The organism is uncultured Tissierella sp. (genome assembly GCF_902479755.1).
Lineage (GTDB): Bacteria > Bacillota > Clostridia > Tissierellales > Tissierellaceae > Tissierella > Tissierella carlieri.
On the sequence record NZ_CABSQO010000008.1, the window covers coordinates 62517 to 78710 of the forward strand.

At 30.8% G+C, this 16194-nt stretch carries 15 protein-coding genes and 1 riboswitch; all 15 genes read left to right on the forward strand.

What is annotated here, in order from left to right; all coding sequences use genetic code 11:
- The first annotated feature begins 61 nt into the window (after positions 1–61).
- Complete coding sequence (gene gcvT, locus RDK80_RS06240; RefSeq protein WP_216557462.1) at positions 62–1156, forward strand: glycine cleavage system aminomethyltransferase GcvT; 1095 nt, start codon at positions 62–64, stop codon at positions 1154–1156.
- Positions 1157–1175: 19 nt separating this feature from the next.
- Positions 1176–1559 (forward strand): glycine cleavage system protein GcvH, encoded by a 384-nt coding sequence (gene gcvH, locus RDK80_RS06245; RefSeq protein WP_216557464.1) that lies wholly within the window; start codon positions 1176–1178, stop codon positions 1557–1559.
- Positions 1560–1562: 3 nt separating this feature from the next.
- Positions 1563–2909: an aminomethyl-transferring glycine dehydrogenase subunit GcvPA gene (gene gcvPA, locus RDK80_RS06250; RefSeq protein ID WP_216557468.1), complete on the forward strand. Its 1347-nt coding sequence runs from the start codon at positions 1563–1565 to the stop codon at positions 2907–2909.
- Positions 2906–4360, forward strand: a complete 1455-nt coding sequence (gcvPB, locus tag RDK80_RS06255) for an aminomethyl-transferring glycine dehydrogenase subunit GcvPB (protein WP_216557472.1) — start codon at positions 2906–2908, stop codon at positions 4358–4360. Before gcvPA ends, gcvPB begins: the two co-directional genes overlap by 4 nt.
- A gap of 9 nt (positions 4361–4369) precedes the next feature.
- Positions 4370–5779 (forward strand): dihydrolipoyl dehydrogenase, encoded by a 1410-nt coding sequence (lpdA, locus tag RDK80_RS06260; RefSeq protein WP_216557476.1) that lies wholly within the window; start codon positions 4370–4372, stop codon positions 5777–5779.
- Positions 5780–5867: 88 nt separating this feature from the next.
- Positions 5868–6054, forward strand: a riboswitch (cobalamin riboswitch).
- A 142-nt stretch (positions 6055–6196) separates the two neighbouring features.
- Positions 6197–7048 carry a YitT family protein gene (locus RDK80_RS06265; protein ID WP_246565674.1) on the forward strand — a complete coding sequence of 284 codons (852 nt, stop codon included), beginning with the start codon at positions 6197–6199 and terminating at the stop codon, positions 7046–7048.
- Between the two features lie 275 nt (positions 7049–7323).
- Complete coding sequence (locus tag RDK80_RS06270) at positions 7324–7932, forward strand: phosphatase PAP2 family protein (RefSeq protein ID WP_216557479.1); 609 nt, start codon at positions 7324–7326, stop codon at positions 7930–7932.
- 192 nt (positions 7933–8124) lie between these two features.
- Positions 8125–9117 (forward strand): metal ABC transporter solute-binding protein, Zn/Mn family, encoded by a 993-nt coding sequence (locus tag RDK80_RS06275; protein WP_308523785.1) that lies wholly within the window; start codon positions 8125–8127, stop codon positions 9115–9117.
- On the forward strand, positions 9107–9835 hold the full coding sequence (locus tag RDK80_RS06280; RefSeq protein ID WP_216557485.1) for a metal ABC transporter ATP-binding protein: 729 nt from the start codon (positions 9107–9109) through the stop codon (positions 9833–9835). Before RDK80_RS06275 ends, RDK80_RS06280 begins: the two co-directional genes overlap by 11 nt.
- Positions 9836–10657: a metal ABC transporter permease gene (locus RDK80_RS06285; protein ID WP_216557488.1), complete on the forward strand. Its 822-nt coding sequence runs from the start codon at positions 9836–9838 to the stop codon at positions 10655–10657.
- A 29-nt stretch (positions 10658–10686) separates the two neighbouring features.
- Positions 10687–11133, forward strand: coding sequence for a Fur family transcriptional regulator (locus RDK80_RS06290; protein ID WP_256312831.1), 447 nt, complete (start codon positions 10687–10689; stop codon positions 11131–11133).
- Positions 11117–12064 carry a GTP-binding protein gene (locus RDK80_RS06295; RefSeq protein ID WP_308523786.1) on the forward strand — a complete coding sequence of 316 codons (948 nt, stop codon included), beginning with the start codon at positions 11117–11119 and terminating at the stop codon, positions 12062–12064. Before RDK80_RS06290 ends, RDK80_RS06295 begins: the two co-directional genes overlap by 17 nt.
- Positions 12065–12079: 15 nt before the next feature.
- Positions 12080–13681: a permease gene (locus RDK80_RS06300; protein ID WP_308523787.1), complete on the forward strand. Its 1602-nt coding sequence runs from the start codon at positions 12080–12082 to the stop codon at positions 13679–13681.
- A 6-nt stretch (positions 13682–13687) separates the two neighbouring features.
- The gene (locus RDK80_RS06305; RefSeq protein ID WP_308523788.1) at positions 13688–14497 is read left to right on the forward strand and encodes a TIGR03943 family protein; all 810 of its coding nucleotides are present in this window, start codon (positions 13688–13690) and stop codon (positions 14495–14497) included.
- Between the two features lie 148 nt (positions 14498–14645).
- A complete protein-coding gene (locus RDK80_RS06310) occupies positions 14646–16046 on the forward strand; it encodes a hypothetical protein (RefSeq protein WP_216557504.1) in 1401 nt (466 codons plus the stop codon).
- Positions 16047–16194 lie beyond the last annotated feature (148 nt).

Here is a 16194-nt window from a genome sequence, read left to right on the forward strand (position 1 = left end):
TTTTTTAGATAATAGGGTAACATATTCGTAGTATGAAAAAAATAAGGGAAGGAGTGGTTAAATGGAAGCAAAGAAAACCCCATTATATGATGAGCACGTAGGCCTAGGAGGAAAAGTTGTTGATTATGCAGGATGGTATCTTCCGGTGCAATACGAGGGTTTAGTTGCAGAACATGAAGCAGTCAGAAATGCTGTAGGTTTGTTTGACGTATCCCACATGGGTGAAATCACTATTAAAGGAAAGGACGCTTTGGCATTTGTAGATTATCTTATGACAAATGATATATCTAAAGTAGTAGATAACCAAATAGTCTATACCTTCATGTGTGCACCTGATGGAGGAGTAGTAGATGACTTATTAGTATACAAATTAGCTCATGATGATTTTTACTTAGTAGTAAATGCTTCAAATACTGCTAAGGATTATGAATGGATATTAGAGCAAAAAGGTAATTTTGACGTAGAAATCACTAACATTTCCGATACTGTTGGAGAAGTAGCAATACAAGGGCCTCTAGCACAAAAAGTGTTACAAAAATTAACAGAGACTGATTTAAATACAATTACTTTCTTCACATTAAATAGGAAAGTTGATATCAATGGAGTAGAATGTATGATTTCCAGAACAGGATACACTGGAGAAGATGGTTTTGAAGTTTATACCACTAATGAAGGTATAGTAAAAGTGTGGAAGGATATACTTGAGGCAGGAAAAGAAGAAGGAATTAAACCATGTGGTTTAGGATGCAGAGATACACTTAGATTTGAAGCTTCATTACCATTATATGGTCATGAAATTTCGGCAGAAATAAATCCTCTTGAGGGTGGATTTAAGTACTTTGTGAAACTTGATAAGGCATCAGATTTCATAGGAAAAGAAGCTCTTAACAAGCAATGGAAAGAAGGACTTAAGAGAAAATTAGCGGGATTTGAAATGATTGATAGAGGAATTCCAAGAGAAGGCTATGAAATCCAAAAAGATGGCAAGGTAATAGGACATGTTACTACAGGTTATATGTCACCAACTCTTAAGAAAAATATTGGTAATGCACTTATTGCACCTGAATATACAGAGCTAGGTACAGAAGTTGACATTATGATAAGAAATAAGCCAGCTAAGGCTAAAATAATTAGTAAAAAATTCTTAAACAAATAACAAATTAGGAGGGTTAATAATGAAAGTTGCAAAAGGATTATATTACACTAAGGATCATGAATGGGTTAAAGTAGAAGGAAATTTAGCATTTGTAGGTGTTGCTGACTATGCACAACATCATCTAGGAGATATCGTATATGTAGAACTTCCAGAAATTGATGATGAAATTGAAAAAGAAGAAGCTTTCTCAGCTGTAGAATCAGTTAAAGCAGCAGCAGACATTTATATGCCAGTAAGTGGTAAAATAGTAGAAGTAAATGAAGAATTAATAGATGATCCAGCTCTTTTAAATGCAGATCCATACGAGAACTGGATGATTAAAATAGAAATGACTAATAAAGATGAATTAGAAGAATTAATGACAAGTGAGGAATACGAAAAGTTTTTAGCTGAGGAGGAATAAAATATGTTTCCATATATCCCAACTACTCATCAAGATGAGCAGGAGATGCTAAAGTCTATAGGGCTTAACTCCTTAGATGATCTTTTTAATGATATTCCTAAAGATCTTCAATTAAATAGAGAACTGAACTTACCTAAAGCAAAATCTGAACTTGAAGTTCGTTCATATTTAACTGAATTAGCAAATAAAAACTGCTCTACTAGTAAGATGACTTGTTTCCTTGGCGCAGGAGCATATGATCACTATATCCCTTCAATAATAAATCATATTATTTCAAGGTCAGAATTTTATACATCATATACACCATATCAACCGGAAATAAGCCAAGGAACATTACAATATATATTTGAATTCCAGACCCTTATATGTAATTTAACTGGGATGGATGTTGCAAATGCGTCATTATATGATGTTGGTACTGCTGTTGCTGAAGCCGCTTTAATGGCTGCAGCATCTGCAAGAAAAGATGAAATTATAATTTCCAAAACAGTAAGACCAGAGTCAATTCAAGTCCTAAAGACTTATGCACATGTACAAGGCTTAAAGGTTATTGAAGTAGATATGAAGGATGGAGTTACTGATTTAGAAGAATTAGATAAGCTTGTAAATGATAATACTGCGGCAGTTATAGTTCAAAGTCCAAACTTTTTTGGTATAATTGAGGATTTAAAGGCTGCTGGAGAGATTGCTCACAAAGCTAAAAAAGCTAGTTTTATAGCATCCGTTGATCCGATATCTCTTGCTATTCTAAAGAAACCTAGTGAATTAGGTGTTGACGTAGTAGTAGGAGAAGCTCAAGGTATGGGTATACCTGTATCTTTTGGTGGACCATACTTAGGATTTATAGCTGCTAAATCAGACTATATGAGAAAATTGCCTGGTAGAATAGTAGGACAGACAGAAGATAAAAATGGTAAAAGATCTTTTGTTCTAACACTTACAGCCAGAGAACAACATATTAGAAGAGAAAAAGCTACTTCTAATATTTGCTCAAATCAAGGATTAAACGTATTAGCTGCTACTATCTACATGGTGACTCTAGGAAAAGAAGGGTTAAAAGAAGTTGCTCTTCAAAGTACAAAAAAAGCTCACTATGCTTTTGAGCAGATTACTAAATCAGGTAAATATAAACCACTTTTTGATAAACCGTTCTTTAAAGAATTTGCCGTTACATCTGATATAGATGCTGATAAGATAAATGCAGATTTAATAAAAGAAAATATAATAGGTGGCTATCACCTAGGTAAAGATTATCCCCAATTTAATAATTCTGTCCTATATGCAGTAACAGAAAAGAGGACTAAAGATGAAATAGATAAATTGAGTAGTGTATTGGAGGGGATAAAATGAGAAAATATGATAAGTTAATATTCGAATTATCTAAGTCAGGAAGAAAAGCTTATAATCTTCCTACACTAGATGTAGAAGATAAGGACATAAAGAATTTTATTCCAGAAGAATTTTTATCTGATTCAGAACTTGAATTTCCAGAACTATCTGAAGTTGATGTAGTAAGACACTATACAAATCTATCAAATAAAAATTATGGTCTAGATACTGGATTTTATCCACTTGGATCTTGTACTATGAAATACAATCCAAAAATTAATGAGGATACAACTAGATATGATGGGTTTGCAAATCTTCATCCATATCAATCAGAATGTTGTACTCAAGGTGCACTACAATTGATGTATGAGCTAGATAAATCATTAGCAGAAATAGCGGGTATGGACAAGATGAGTTTACAGCCAGCTGCTGGTGCTCATGGTGAGTTAGCTGGTATCATGGTTATAAAAGCATACCATGAAAAGAATGGAGATTTTAAGAGAAATAAAATCATAGTTCCAGACTCAGCTCATGGTACTAATCCAGCTACAGCAGCAATGGCTGGATATAAAATAGTAGAAGTTAAATCAACAAAAGATGGTTTAGTAGACTTAGAAGCACTTAAGGCAGTAGTTGGAGATGATACAGCAGGATTAATGCTTACAAATCCAAATACTCTTGGAATATTTGATAAGAATATTAAAGAAATAGCTAAGATTGTACACGATGCTGGTGGGCAATTATACTATGATGGAGCTAATGCTAACGCTATCCTTGGTCATGCAAGACCTGGAGATATGGGATTTGACGTAGTTCACTTCAATCTTCATAAGACTTTCTCAACACCTCATGGTGGTGGAGGACCAGGAGCAGGACCGATAGGAGTTAAGAAACATCTTGAAGAATTCTTACCAGTTCCAGTGGTACAAAAAGATGGAGATAGATACTATCTGGATTATAACGTACCATATACTATAGGTAAAGTTAAGGATTTCTTTGGTCATTTTGGCATATTAGTTAGAGCGTATACCTATATATTGACAATGGGTAGTGATGGATTAAAGAAAGCTAGTGAAATAGCTGTATTAAATGCTAACTATATGGCTAATAAATTAAAAGAACATTTCTATTTACCAATAGATACTTTATTTAAACATGAATTTGTATTAGGTGGGTTAAAGGATACGTTGTCTGAAGTAACTACATTGGATATAGCTAAGAGATTGCTTGACAAGGGATATCATCCACCAACAGTTTACTTCCCATTAATTATTAATCAAGCAATTATGATTGAGCCAACAGAAACTGAATCTAAAGAAACGCTTGATGAATTTATCGATGCTATGATTACAATCTCTAAAGAGGCAAGTGAAAATCCACAGTTATTAAAGGATGCTCCTTTAAACACTATTGTAAGCAGACCAGATGAAACAAAAGCAGCTAGATTCCCAGTGCTTAAATACGAAGGGTAGGTGTACCATTTGACTAAAACTATTGCAGTTATAGGGGCTGGTCCAGGAGGCTACGTAGCGGCAATAAGAGGAGCTCAACTTGGTGCAAATATAATCTTAATAGAAAATAGAGAAGTAGGGGGTACATGCCTTAATAGGGGCTGTATCCCTACTAAAACATATTTTAGAAATGCAGAGATTATGTCCAGTTTTAAAAGAGCTGCTGAGTTTGGAATTACAGCAGGAGAATTTAAAATGGATGGAAAAGCACTACAAGAGAGAAAAAATAAAGTTGTAAATACTTTAGTAGGAGGTATTGAACAACTTATATCCTCTTATAAAAACATAGAATTTTTACGTGGAACAGCTAATATAAAAGATAAAAATAATATTTCTGTAGAATTAAAAGATGGAAACAAAAAGGAAATAACTGTGGATAATATAGTTATAGCTACAGGTTCTAAACCACAAATGACCGAAACAAAAGGAGTTGATTTAGAAGGGGTAATCACGTCTGATGAGCTTCTAGAGATGGAAGAGATTCCAGAAACTTTAATTGTAGTAGGTGGTGGAGTAATAGGTTTAGAGTTTGCAAGCATTTATCAAGAACTAGGCTCCCAAGTAATTCTTTTAGCATCTAGGATTTTAAAGGATGCAGATAAGGAGATTTCAAGAAGATTAGTACCAATGTTGAAAAAACAAGGAATTGAAACATATGTTGATATTAGGGCTAAAGAAATCACCAAAGAGGGAGATAAACTTAGAGTTTTAGCCAAATATAAAGAAAAAGACGAAGAAATAGAAGTAATAGGAGATAAAGTACTTATTGCATCAGGAAGGGGTCCCGTAATAGAAGGGTTAAACCTTGATGAATTAGGGATTAAATATGATGACAAAGGTGTTTTTGTAAATAATGAGTTTGAGACAAATATTCCTGGCATATATGCCATAGGAGATGTAAATAGAGGAGTTCAATTAGCTCATGTGGCATCTGCACAAGGTGAATATGTAATGGAGAAAATAATGGGTCATACACCAGATGTCAACTTAGATATCTATCCAAATTGCGTATTTACAATGAATGAAGTAGCTCATGTAGGCTACACTGAGGAAGAGCTTAAAGAAAAAGGAATACCTTATAAGGCTAGTAAGTTTATGTTTGCAGCCAATGGAAAGGCCTTATCCTTAGGAGAAGGAGAGGGAATAATAAAAATACTTGCTGGAGAAGAAGATAAGAAGGTTCTGGGAGTTCATATACTTGGACCTCATGCAAATGATTTAATTGCAGAAGGAACACTGGCTATAGCTAATGGATTGGATATATATAGTATAATGAGAACAATTCATGCCCATCCAACTCTTTCAGAAGCATTTTTTGAGGCTACATTGGGATTAGAAGATAAAGCGATTCATATAGCACCACCAAGAAAAAGAAGATAGGATATCCTATCTTCTTTTTCTTGGTGAGATTAGTTGGTGCTACATATAGTTGACTGTAATAATAATATACTATATACTTGAATTGATAACTAAATAATTAGGTGAAGGTGCAGAGAAAAATATTCTTTGCTTAAAAGGGAAATAGGTTAAATGCCTATACGGTCCCGCCGCTGTAATGGGGAAGGATTTAAAACTAATGTCACTGAATAAATCGGGAAGACTTTAAGTCCTTATGAACCAAAGTCAGAAGACCTGCCTTTACTTATGCACTAAAAAACTCTACGGTCGATAGGGGGTGTTAAAAGCAGATTTAAATATGTAGACAAATTATATAATCTGTCTATTTCTTTGTGCCTCCCAGAACACTTAAGTTTTGGGAGGTTTTTTGTAAATAAAAATTATAAAGGAGGAATATATTTGAAAGGAAAAATAAAAGAATATGTATTTATAACTCTTGGTATGATAATGGTAGCAGCAGGTTTATATTTCTTTCTTATGCCCCAGAAATTAGCTGTAGGTGGAGCTAATGGACTTGCGATTGTTATTAATCATTGGATTCCAATTTTATCAATAGGAGCTATTATGATAATCATTAACATAGTTTTATTTATAATTGGTTTTCTTATTGTGGGAACCAGCTTTGGATTTAAGACTATTTATGCAAGTCTGGGGACTTCTATAACCATTTCTTTATTTGAGAGAGTTATACCTATACAACAGCCTTTAGTAGAAGACATTATAATACAGCTAATTTTTGGAGTTTTTATATCGGCAATAGGTATGGGGATTGTATTTAATCAAAATGCATCAACAGGTGGAACTGATATAATAGCAAAGATAATAAATAAGTTCTTTGGGATAGAGCTTGGCAAAGGAGTGCTTATATCAGACTTCATTATAATAATAATGGCTGGATTTGCATTCGGGCCTGAGTTGGGAATGTATTCTCTATTGGGAATTATATTAAATGGTGTAGTAATAGATTGGACTATCGAGGGTATAAGTTTGTGCAAAGAAGTCAATATAGTGAGTGAATATAGTAATGATATTAAAGAATATATAGTAAATGATTTGGAAAGAGGGGCGACTATATATAATGCTAAAGGAGCTTATACAGGAGAGAAAAAGAATGTAGTAGTAACAGTTATAGATAGAAGAGATTTTATTAAATTGAAAAGTTATATTAAAGGCATAGATAAAGATGCATTTATTACAGTAAGTAATGTTTATGAAGTATTAGGTGATGGATTTAAAAACATAGAAGAATAAGATTAATAGAAAGGTTGATTTCACTAAAGAAATGAACCTTTTCTATAACGAATAAGAAAATTCTACTTTTTTTGTCTTTTTCATTTTAGAACTTGACCTATTTGAGTTTTAAGCAGATTGTCGAACATTTTGATTTCGTACAAGTCGCTTATGCAGTGACCAAAAAGTTTTCCTTAAAATTCTCCTTTAGAAGCCTTTTTTTATTAAGAAGTTTTTTGTATTTTACGAGAACTTTGGTATAATGAATTTGATAGAAAAATAATAGGGGTGTATAAATGAATAAGCAAGGTAAAGATTTTATTTTAGGTTTAATGTTAATAATATTTTTAATTTTAGGTTTTATGGTTAATGGTAGCAGTGAGGGTATTCTATTTGATGTGGATATAATGAAGTACATACATAATAATACCAATCCAAGAATATTATCATTTATGAAATTTATATCCTTTATAGGATCTGTAAATTTTTTATTGCCAGTTACTGCTATGGGGATATCATATACGTTAATCAAAAAGAAATATTACATATCTAAATTATTGTTGTTATCAACTCTGGGATCATATTTATTAAATTATTTATTAAAGCAATTCTTCCAAAGAACGAGGCCATTAGAGTTTTTTTTGGTGAATCAAGGGGGATTAAGTTTTCCTAGCGGACATTCTATGGTAACAATGACCCTTTATTCTACAATAGCATTTTTATTGGCGAAAAAAGTAGATAATGATAGGAAGAAAAAGCTAATCCATATTATATCTTTTGTCATGATATGTCTAATGGGAATTAGTAGGATTTATTTAGGAGTCCATTGGCCAACAGATGTAATAGGTGGATATTTGATAGGGTATATATTTTATTGTATAAGTATTAAGTTAATTAAAGAATAAAAATAAATATGCCACTTAAAAGATTTATATATAGATTATTGACAAAGGATATATCTCTATATATAATAAATATAAATAAAATTACTCTTAATGTAAAAGTTAAGAGGTTTTTTATACGAAAAATTAAATGCAAATGATTTGCGTTGGCATTTAAGTGGTAAATAAAATAAGATTAGAAGCGAGGAGGAGTATATGGTGAAGGGAAAAAGGATTTGGAAGACATTTATAATTTCTCTTGTAATATTATTGATGTCAGGTTGCAGTAAAAACACAGATCATGAAGAAATAAATAGTGGTAGACTAAAAATTATAACGACTTTGTTTCCTCAATATGATTTTGTAAAGGAAATTGGCAAAGACAAGGTTGATGTAAATTTATTACTTCCACCAGGAGTAGAATCGCATTCATATGAACCCACTCCTAAAGATATGGTAGATATTAAGAATGCGGATATATTTATTTATACTGGTGAGTATATGGAACCTTGGGCGAAAAAAATAGCAGATAATATTGAAGGCTATAATTTAATAATAACTGATGCTAGTGAAGGTGTAGAACTACTTGAAGGACATGGGCATGAAGAAGATGAGCATGAGGGTCATGAGAATGAAGAAGATGAGAATGAAGACCATGCTCATGATCACAGTGATAAGGATCCTCATATATGGCTAGATCCTATGTATGCACAAAAAATGATAGATAACATAACCGTAGCTCTTACAAAAGCAGATAAAGAGAATAAGGAATTTTATATAAAAAATGCAGAAGAATATAAAAAACAATTAGACTTACTAGACAAAGAAATTGCAGAAGCTTTAGAGAAGGTAAATTCAAAAAAGGTTATCTATGGTGGGCATTCTGCATTTAGTTATTTTGCTAGGAGGTATAATCTAGAGTTTATTACACCATACAATGGATTTTCTCCTAATGCAGAGCCAACACCTAAAATGATTATTGAATTAATTAAAAATATTGAAGATGCAGGGGTAAAATCAATATTCTATGAAGAATTAATTGATCCTAAGGTAGCTAAAATAATATCGTCAGAAACGGGAGCTAAAATGATTTTATTGCATGGTGCACATAATTTATCTAAGGAAGAGATAGAGTCAGATGTAAGATATATCGATATTATGAAAGGAAATTTAGAAAGATTAAAAGAAGGACTTGGCTATGAAGAATGAGATATTATCAGTAAAAAATTTAACTCTAAAATATGGAAGGCATGAAGCAGTAAAAGATATTAGCTTCAGCCTATATAAAGGAGATTATCTAGGAATTATTGGACCTAATGGTTCGGGCAAAACCACATTATTAAATGCAATTTTAGGATTAATAGAGTGTACAGATGGCAGAATAAATTTTCATGGGGAAGCTAGATTAGGCTATCTTCCGCAAAAATCTATTTCAAGTGATAAGTTTTTTCCAGCAAAAGTAAAGGAGATAGTTGCAACAGGATTATTATCACAAAAAGGAATATTTAAATTCTATACAGAGGAAGATTATATTAAAGTAAATACTATTCTCAAGAAACTGGATATATACGATTTAAGATATAAAAAAATAAGTGATTTATCCGGAGGACAGCAGCAAAGAGTATTTTTGGCACGGGCTATGGTATCTTCACCTAATATATTAATACTAGATGAGCCCACTAACTATTTAGATACTAAAATGAGAGATGAGCTTTATAGAATTCTCAAAGAATTAAATAAAGAGGATAATGTAACTGTAATAGTAGTATCTCATGATTTGAAAACTCTAGGAAATTATATAAATAAGGTTTTATATCTTGAAACAGAGCTTATTTTTTATGGCGCATATAAATCCTTCCTCCATTCAAAGGAAATAGGAAGATACTCAAATCCTATCAATATAGATCAAATAGATGGAGGGATATAATTGGGAAATATAATTTATATAATAGGAGAGATATTAAAATATGATTTTATGATGAAGGCAATTGTTGCGGGAAGTTTAATAGCGATTTCTTCATCATTTCTAGGGATATTTCTTGTACTAAAGAAATATTCTATGATTGGTGATGGATTAGCCCATGTAAGTTTTGCAACAGTGGCTATGGCCTTATTATTAAATCAGTCACCTATATTAATGTCCATACCAATAGTTGCTGTAGCCTCAATAATAATATTGAAACTAACTGAGACAAATAACATAGATGGGGATGCATCTATAGGTCTTATATCATCTTTTTCAGTGGCTTTAGGAGTGCTAATTTCTTCCTTGTCAAATGGATTTAATGTTGATTTGTTTAGTTATCTTTTTGGAAGTATTTTAGTAATCAGCAATTTTGAACTAATACTTTCTGTAATCTTATCCATAATTATTTTATTATTAATTATTCTATTTTATAATAGTTTATTTGCAATTACCTATGATGAAAATTTTGCTATGACAATGGGGATAAATGTCAAACAATTAAATTATCTAATATCAATTTTAATATCCATAACGGTAGTTCTTGGCATCCGAGTAGTTGGTACGATGTTAATCTCAAGTATGATTATTTTTCCAACAGTAACAGCATTACAATTATCTACTAGTTTTAAAAATACTATAATTATATCTATAATAGTATCAGTTTTATCAGTACTATTAGGGATACTTATTTCATTTATCTATGACCTTCCAACAGGAGCTACAATAGTTATTGTAAATGCCATTTGCTTTGTGATATCTTTAATTATAGGGAAGATAAAATAAAATTGAGATAATTAAAAGGAGATAGCAAATTGAGAAGAATAGATAATAAGGAAATATTTAGTAAACATGGAATAAAGAATACGAAACAGAGAAATGTAATTTTAGATATATTGAAGAATACAGATTCGCCTATTACTGCGGAAGAAATATTTATAAGAAGTCAAGATTCAAATGTAAATATGAATTTTTCAACGGTATATAGGATATTAAATACCTTTGTTTTAAAGGATATAGCTATAAAGACTAGTATTGGAGAAGATGATAAAAATCTATATGAGCTAAATATGGAAGAACACAGTCACTATCTAATTTGCTTATCATGTAAAAAAATGATAAAGATAGGACACTGTCCCTTAGAGGAATATGAAAGTCAAATACAACGAAATACTAAGTTTCGTATAATAGGCCATAAGTTAGAAATACATGGTTATTGCCCTGAATGTATAGAGGAGGATATGCATGAAAATAAAAATTGATATTATATCAGGATTTTTGGGTGCAGGCAAAACTACTTTAATAAAAGAGATGATTAGTCAAAAACTTTATAATGAAAAAGTAGTAATTATAGAAAACGAATTTGGAGAAGTAGGTATAGACGGAGAGCTAATAAGAGAGTCTGGATTAGAAATTAAAGAAATAAATTCAGGATGTATATGTTGCTCTTTAACACAAGATTTCGAGAAATCTATTGAGGAAATAATTGAAAAAATCAATCCAGAGAGAATTATTATAGAGCCATCTGGAGTAGGGAAATTATCTGAAATAATTAAAGCTTGTAAGTCAGAAAGATTAGAAGATTTAATCCAAGTTAATATGTTGATAACAGTTGTTGATGTAGAAAGATTTTATTTATATATTTCGAATTTTGGAGAGTTTTTTGAAGATCAAATAAAAAATGCTAAGACTATTTTGCTTAGTAGAACTAATAATACTGGTAAAGAAGAAATAGAACTTGTAACTAGCCAAATACAGAAGATTAATAGTAGAGGAAATATAGTTTCAACACCTTGGCAAGAGCTTAAATTAAATACAATTATTTCATTGGCAGAGAAAAATACTATTAGTCCTATCAATAAAAAAGTAAAGAATATCAGAGTAGTAAAGGAAAAAGTAAAAAAATCGAATTCGCATAAAGTATTTCAATCTTGGGGGTTGGAAACTCCTAGGATTTTTACAAAAAATAAGATAGAGGATATTGTAAGAAAATTTGATATATCCAAAGAATATGGAAATATTTTAAGGGCGAAAGGAATTGTAGAAATCCAAGATAATAGGTGGATTCAGTTTAACTATGTTCCGGGTGATATTCAAATAACAGAAGTATCACCGAATTATAATGGAAAGGTTTCCATTATAGGAACTGGGCTTAATAAAAATAAATTAAATAAAATATTTCATGATATATAACAAGAGGACATGTTTATGAAAACAGGAATAGAAATAGTTACAGGATTTTTGAGTTCTGGGAAAACATCAATGATTAATATTATTTTAGGAGAGAATATAGATAAGGATAAAAAAATAGTTATAATACAATGTGAAATGGGACAAAAAGAAATAAATGAAAAAGAAATAAATGAAAATATAATCATTGAAAAAATTCCAAAGGGTAATTCCTTAGAAGAAATGTATATAAAGCAAATAGTCGATAAATATTCTCCAGATAAGATTATTATTGAGCAAAATGGGATGGAAACAATTGAAGAATTATTAAATCAATTAGATACTAAAAGTATGAGAAAATACACAAGAATTGAAAGGATTATAAATATTATTGATTGCAAGCAGTTTAATATGCTAATGGGAATACTAGGAAATAATCTTATAAATAAGATATCCTATAGTGATCTAATTATTTTAAATCATGTTGATGGCGTATCTGATGATGAGTTAGAGGACATCAATAAAAAAATTGGGAGTATAAATAAATCAGGTTTAGTTATAGAAATTAATGAACATGAAAAATTTCTAAATTATACTAAAAATAAAGAAACAAATAAAATATGGAAAGGGACGATTTATGATAAGTTATCAATACTCTTTTTAATAGTTGCATCAATTTATTTATCTATAAACCTTTTAATATCAATTGATTTCAGCAAATTTAACATAGACTTTTCTAATATATATATTTTAAATACAATTTTTATAAGCATATTGATGGAATCATTCCCATTTTTAATTCTTGGAGTATTTATATCATCTATTATTCAGATATTTGTAACAAGAGATATGATAGTTAAGTATTTTCCTAAAAATAAAATAATATCATTTCTAGTAGCCATTGTGGGAGGGTTATTTTTTCCAGTTTGTGACTGTGCCATAGTGCCTGTTGTATCTAGATTAGTAAAAAAAGGAGTTCCATTATATGCAGCAGTAACTTTTATGTTAGCGGCTCCCATTGTAAATCCAATAGTTATAGTCTCTACATATTATGCATTCCCTGGGCAGCCACAAATCATGATATTTAGATTAATAATAGGTATCATAGTTGCAATAATTTCTGGTATTTTATTTCTGATTTTTCCTGAGGGGGAAATGACTGTTAAAAGCCATGAATTAGACAATCTTTGCAATTGTGTTTATTGTAATAATATAGATAATAGAGATATTAAAGGGAAAATAAGTACAATATTCAAACATGCAGGTGAAGAATTTTTCGATGTTGGAAAGTTCTTGATAATAGGTGCATTATTGACAAGCTTTTTTCAAGTCATAATTCCTAAGGATATTATTTTAAAACTGGGAGGAGATAGTGTAACGGCTATTCTACTTATGATGTCCATAGGATTTCTTTTTTCCTTATGTTCATCATCAGATGCTTTTATTGCCAGAAGTTTCCTAAATCAGTTTTCACTAAGCAGTATAATGGGATTTATGATTCTAGGACCTATGATAGATATTAAGAATTTAATTATGTTATCAGATATTTTTAGTAAAAGGTTCATTATCAAACTGACTTTTATTGTATTTAATGTAACATTTTCAGCTATTTGTTTTTTTACTATATTATATTTAGGGTGATTAAATATGAAGCTAAGAAGATTCCATAGAATAAATATAGATATTTTTTTGAGATTAGTCTTTTTATTAGGTTTTACTGTATTTTATCTTATGACAATTAAAAAGAATACAGTGACTAACTATGTTCATCCTCGCATAATACCATATATTGGTTTTGCTATAATCAGTTTTATATTTATAATACTATTTATGGTAAAGGAGCTTTTTAAAGTCAGGAGAAAGAATACTAAAATAGGGAGATATATTATTTTTTTATTTCCTGTACTGACAGCATTTATATTTCCGCCTAAGACAATGATTTCTGAAAGTGCGAAATTAAATAAAATTACTTCAAAGAATATAGTAGAGTCAAAAACAGATAGTGAAAAAGAAACTGAAGAGAGTATTTCATCAGAAATATTTGATATATATAGTGATATACTCGATGATGAGGGAAATACTCTTTCTTTAGAAGATGGTAGAATTATTCTTGATGAAGATAATTTTATAAAATGGATTGATGAAATATATATAAATGTAGATAAATATGAAGGGAAAACTATCGAATTAACTGGATTTGTCTTTAGAAATAATGAATTCAAGCAAAGTGAATTTGTAATGGGAAGGCTTATGATGGTATGCTGTGCAGCTGATACTCAGGTTATAGGCTTTTTATGTAATTATGATAAGGCATCTGAATTAGAAGAAGGTTCTTGGAATAAGATTAGTGGAATTTTAAAAAGCATAGAGGATAATGAAGAGAAAATACCTCTAATTGAAATTGAGAGTATAGAAGAAGCAAATAGACCAGAGAATGAATTTATATATCCTTATTAATAAAGTTTAACATTATAAAAAAATATATAATATAAAAATATGCTGGTTTCTACAGAAACCAGCATATTTTTATATCTTTAATGTTTATCTTCACCTCCATGTTATTTTTTGCATATTCTAAAGTACCAAAGAATATGGGAGGGATTTTATGGACATTCAATTAAATGCTCTACATTATGTATATCTTCTATTCACTCTTTTAATATTAGGGGTAATGATTAAAAAGAGAGATACTTCTTTAGTATGTATTTTAGGAGTATTTATACTAGGAATCATTGCTACTTCTTCATTATCTCAAGCAATAATGGGAGTTTTCAATTCTTTCATCTATGCCATAGTGGAACTAATGGGAACAATCCTTATTATTTCAGTAATAGTAGGGATGAGTACGATTCTAACCAAAACAGGAATAAACGAAATAATGGTCTCACCTTTTACAAAATTAATCAAGAATCCTACATTAGCTTATTGGGTAATAGGATTACTTATGATGATAATATCTTGGTTTTTTTGGCCATCTCCAGCTGTAGCTCTAATAGGAGCAGTTATGTTACCAGTGGCAGTTAGTGCTGGATTACCAGCTTTAGCTGTGGCTATGACAATGAATTTATTTGGGCATGGAATAGCATTATCGGGAGACTTTATTATTCAAGGAGCACCAAAGCTTACAGCAGATGCAGCAGGTATTCCAGTATCACAAGTGATTTCTGCAAGTATTCCATTAGTAATTGTTATGGGCGTAGTTACTACAATTACGGCATTTATATTTTTAAAGAGAGATTTGAAAAGTGGAAAAATAAAAACAGAAGAAAAAGTCAATAGATTTAAGAATAAAGAAGAGGAAGATATCTTAAAAAACATACTAACAATGAAGACCAAGAAAACTTTGGCGGTTGTAACTCCCATGTTATTCGGCATAGATGTTATAATTATGTTTGTAGCCAATTTACAGGGTGGAGATGCCACAGCTTTAATAGGCGGAACTGCCATATTTATACTTGTATTAGTTTCACTGTTGGTTCATAAAGGAAAAGCTTTAGAAGAGATAACAAAATATTTAGTATCAGGATTTAAATTTGGATTTGAAATATTTGGTCCGGTAATACCAATAGCAGCTTTTTTTTACTTAGGAGATGATGGGTTTTTAAAAGTTATTGGTGAATTCTTACCTGAAGGCTCTCAAGGATTAGTAAATGATTTAGGTATCGCCTTAGCTAATATTGTACCATTAAATGCTGGAGTAGGAGCAGTGACCATTACATCAGTAGGGGCAATAACAGGCTTAGATGGCTCAGGTTTTTCTGGTATATCTTTAGCAGGTTCTGTGGCTAGATTATTTGGAGCCGCAATAGGGAAAGGTGTAGCTACTCTTACGGCCCTAGGTCAAATTGCAGCAATATGGGTAGGAGGAGGAACACTAATACCTTGGGCAGTTATTCCAGCAGCAGCCATTTGTGGAGTAGATCCTTTTGAATTAACGAGAAGAAACTTTAAACCAGTAGTTATTGGATTGACTATAACTACCATAGTAGCAATGTTCATTATGTAGATAAACCATTGGATAATATAACAATTTTAATGTTATTCATTACAAGATTTAATATAAAAAGGCTTCCATTAAAGTACTAATAATTTAAGGAAGCCTTTTCCCTATTTTAATAAAAAATACATGCAATATAAAATTGTATGATATAATA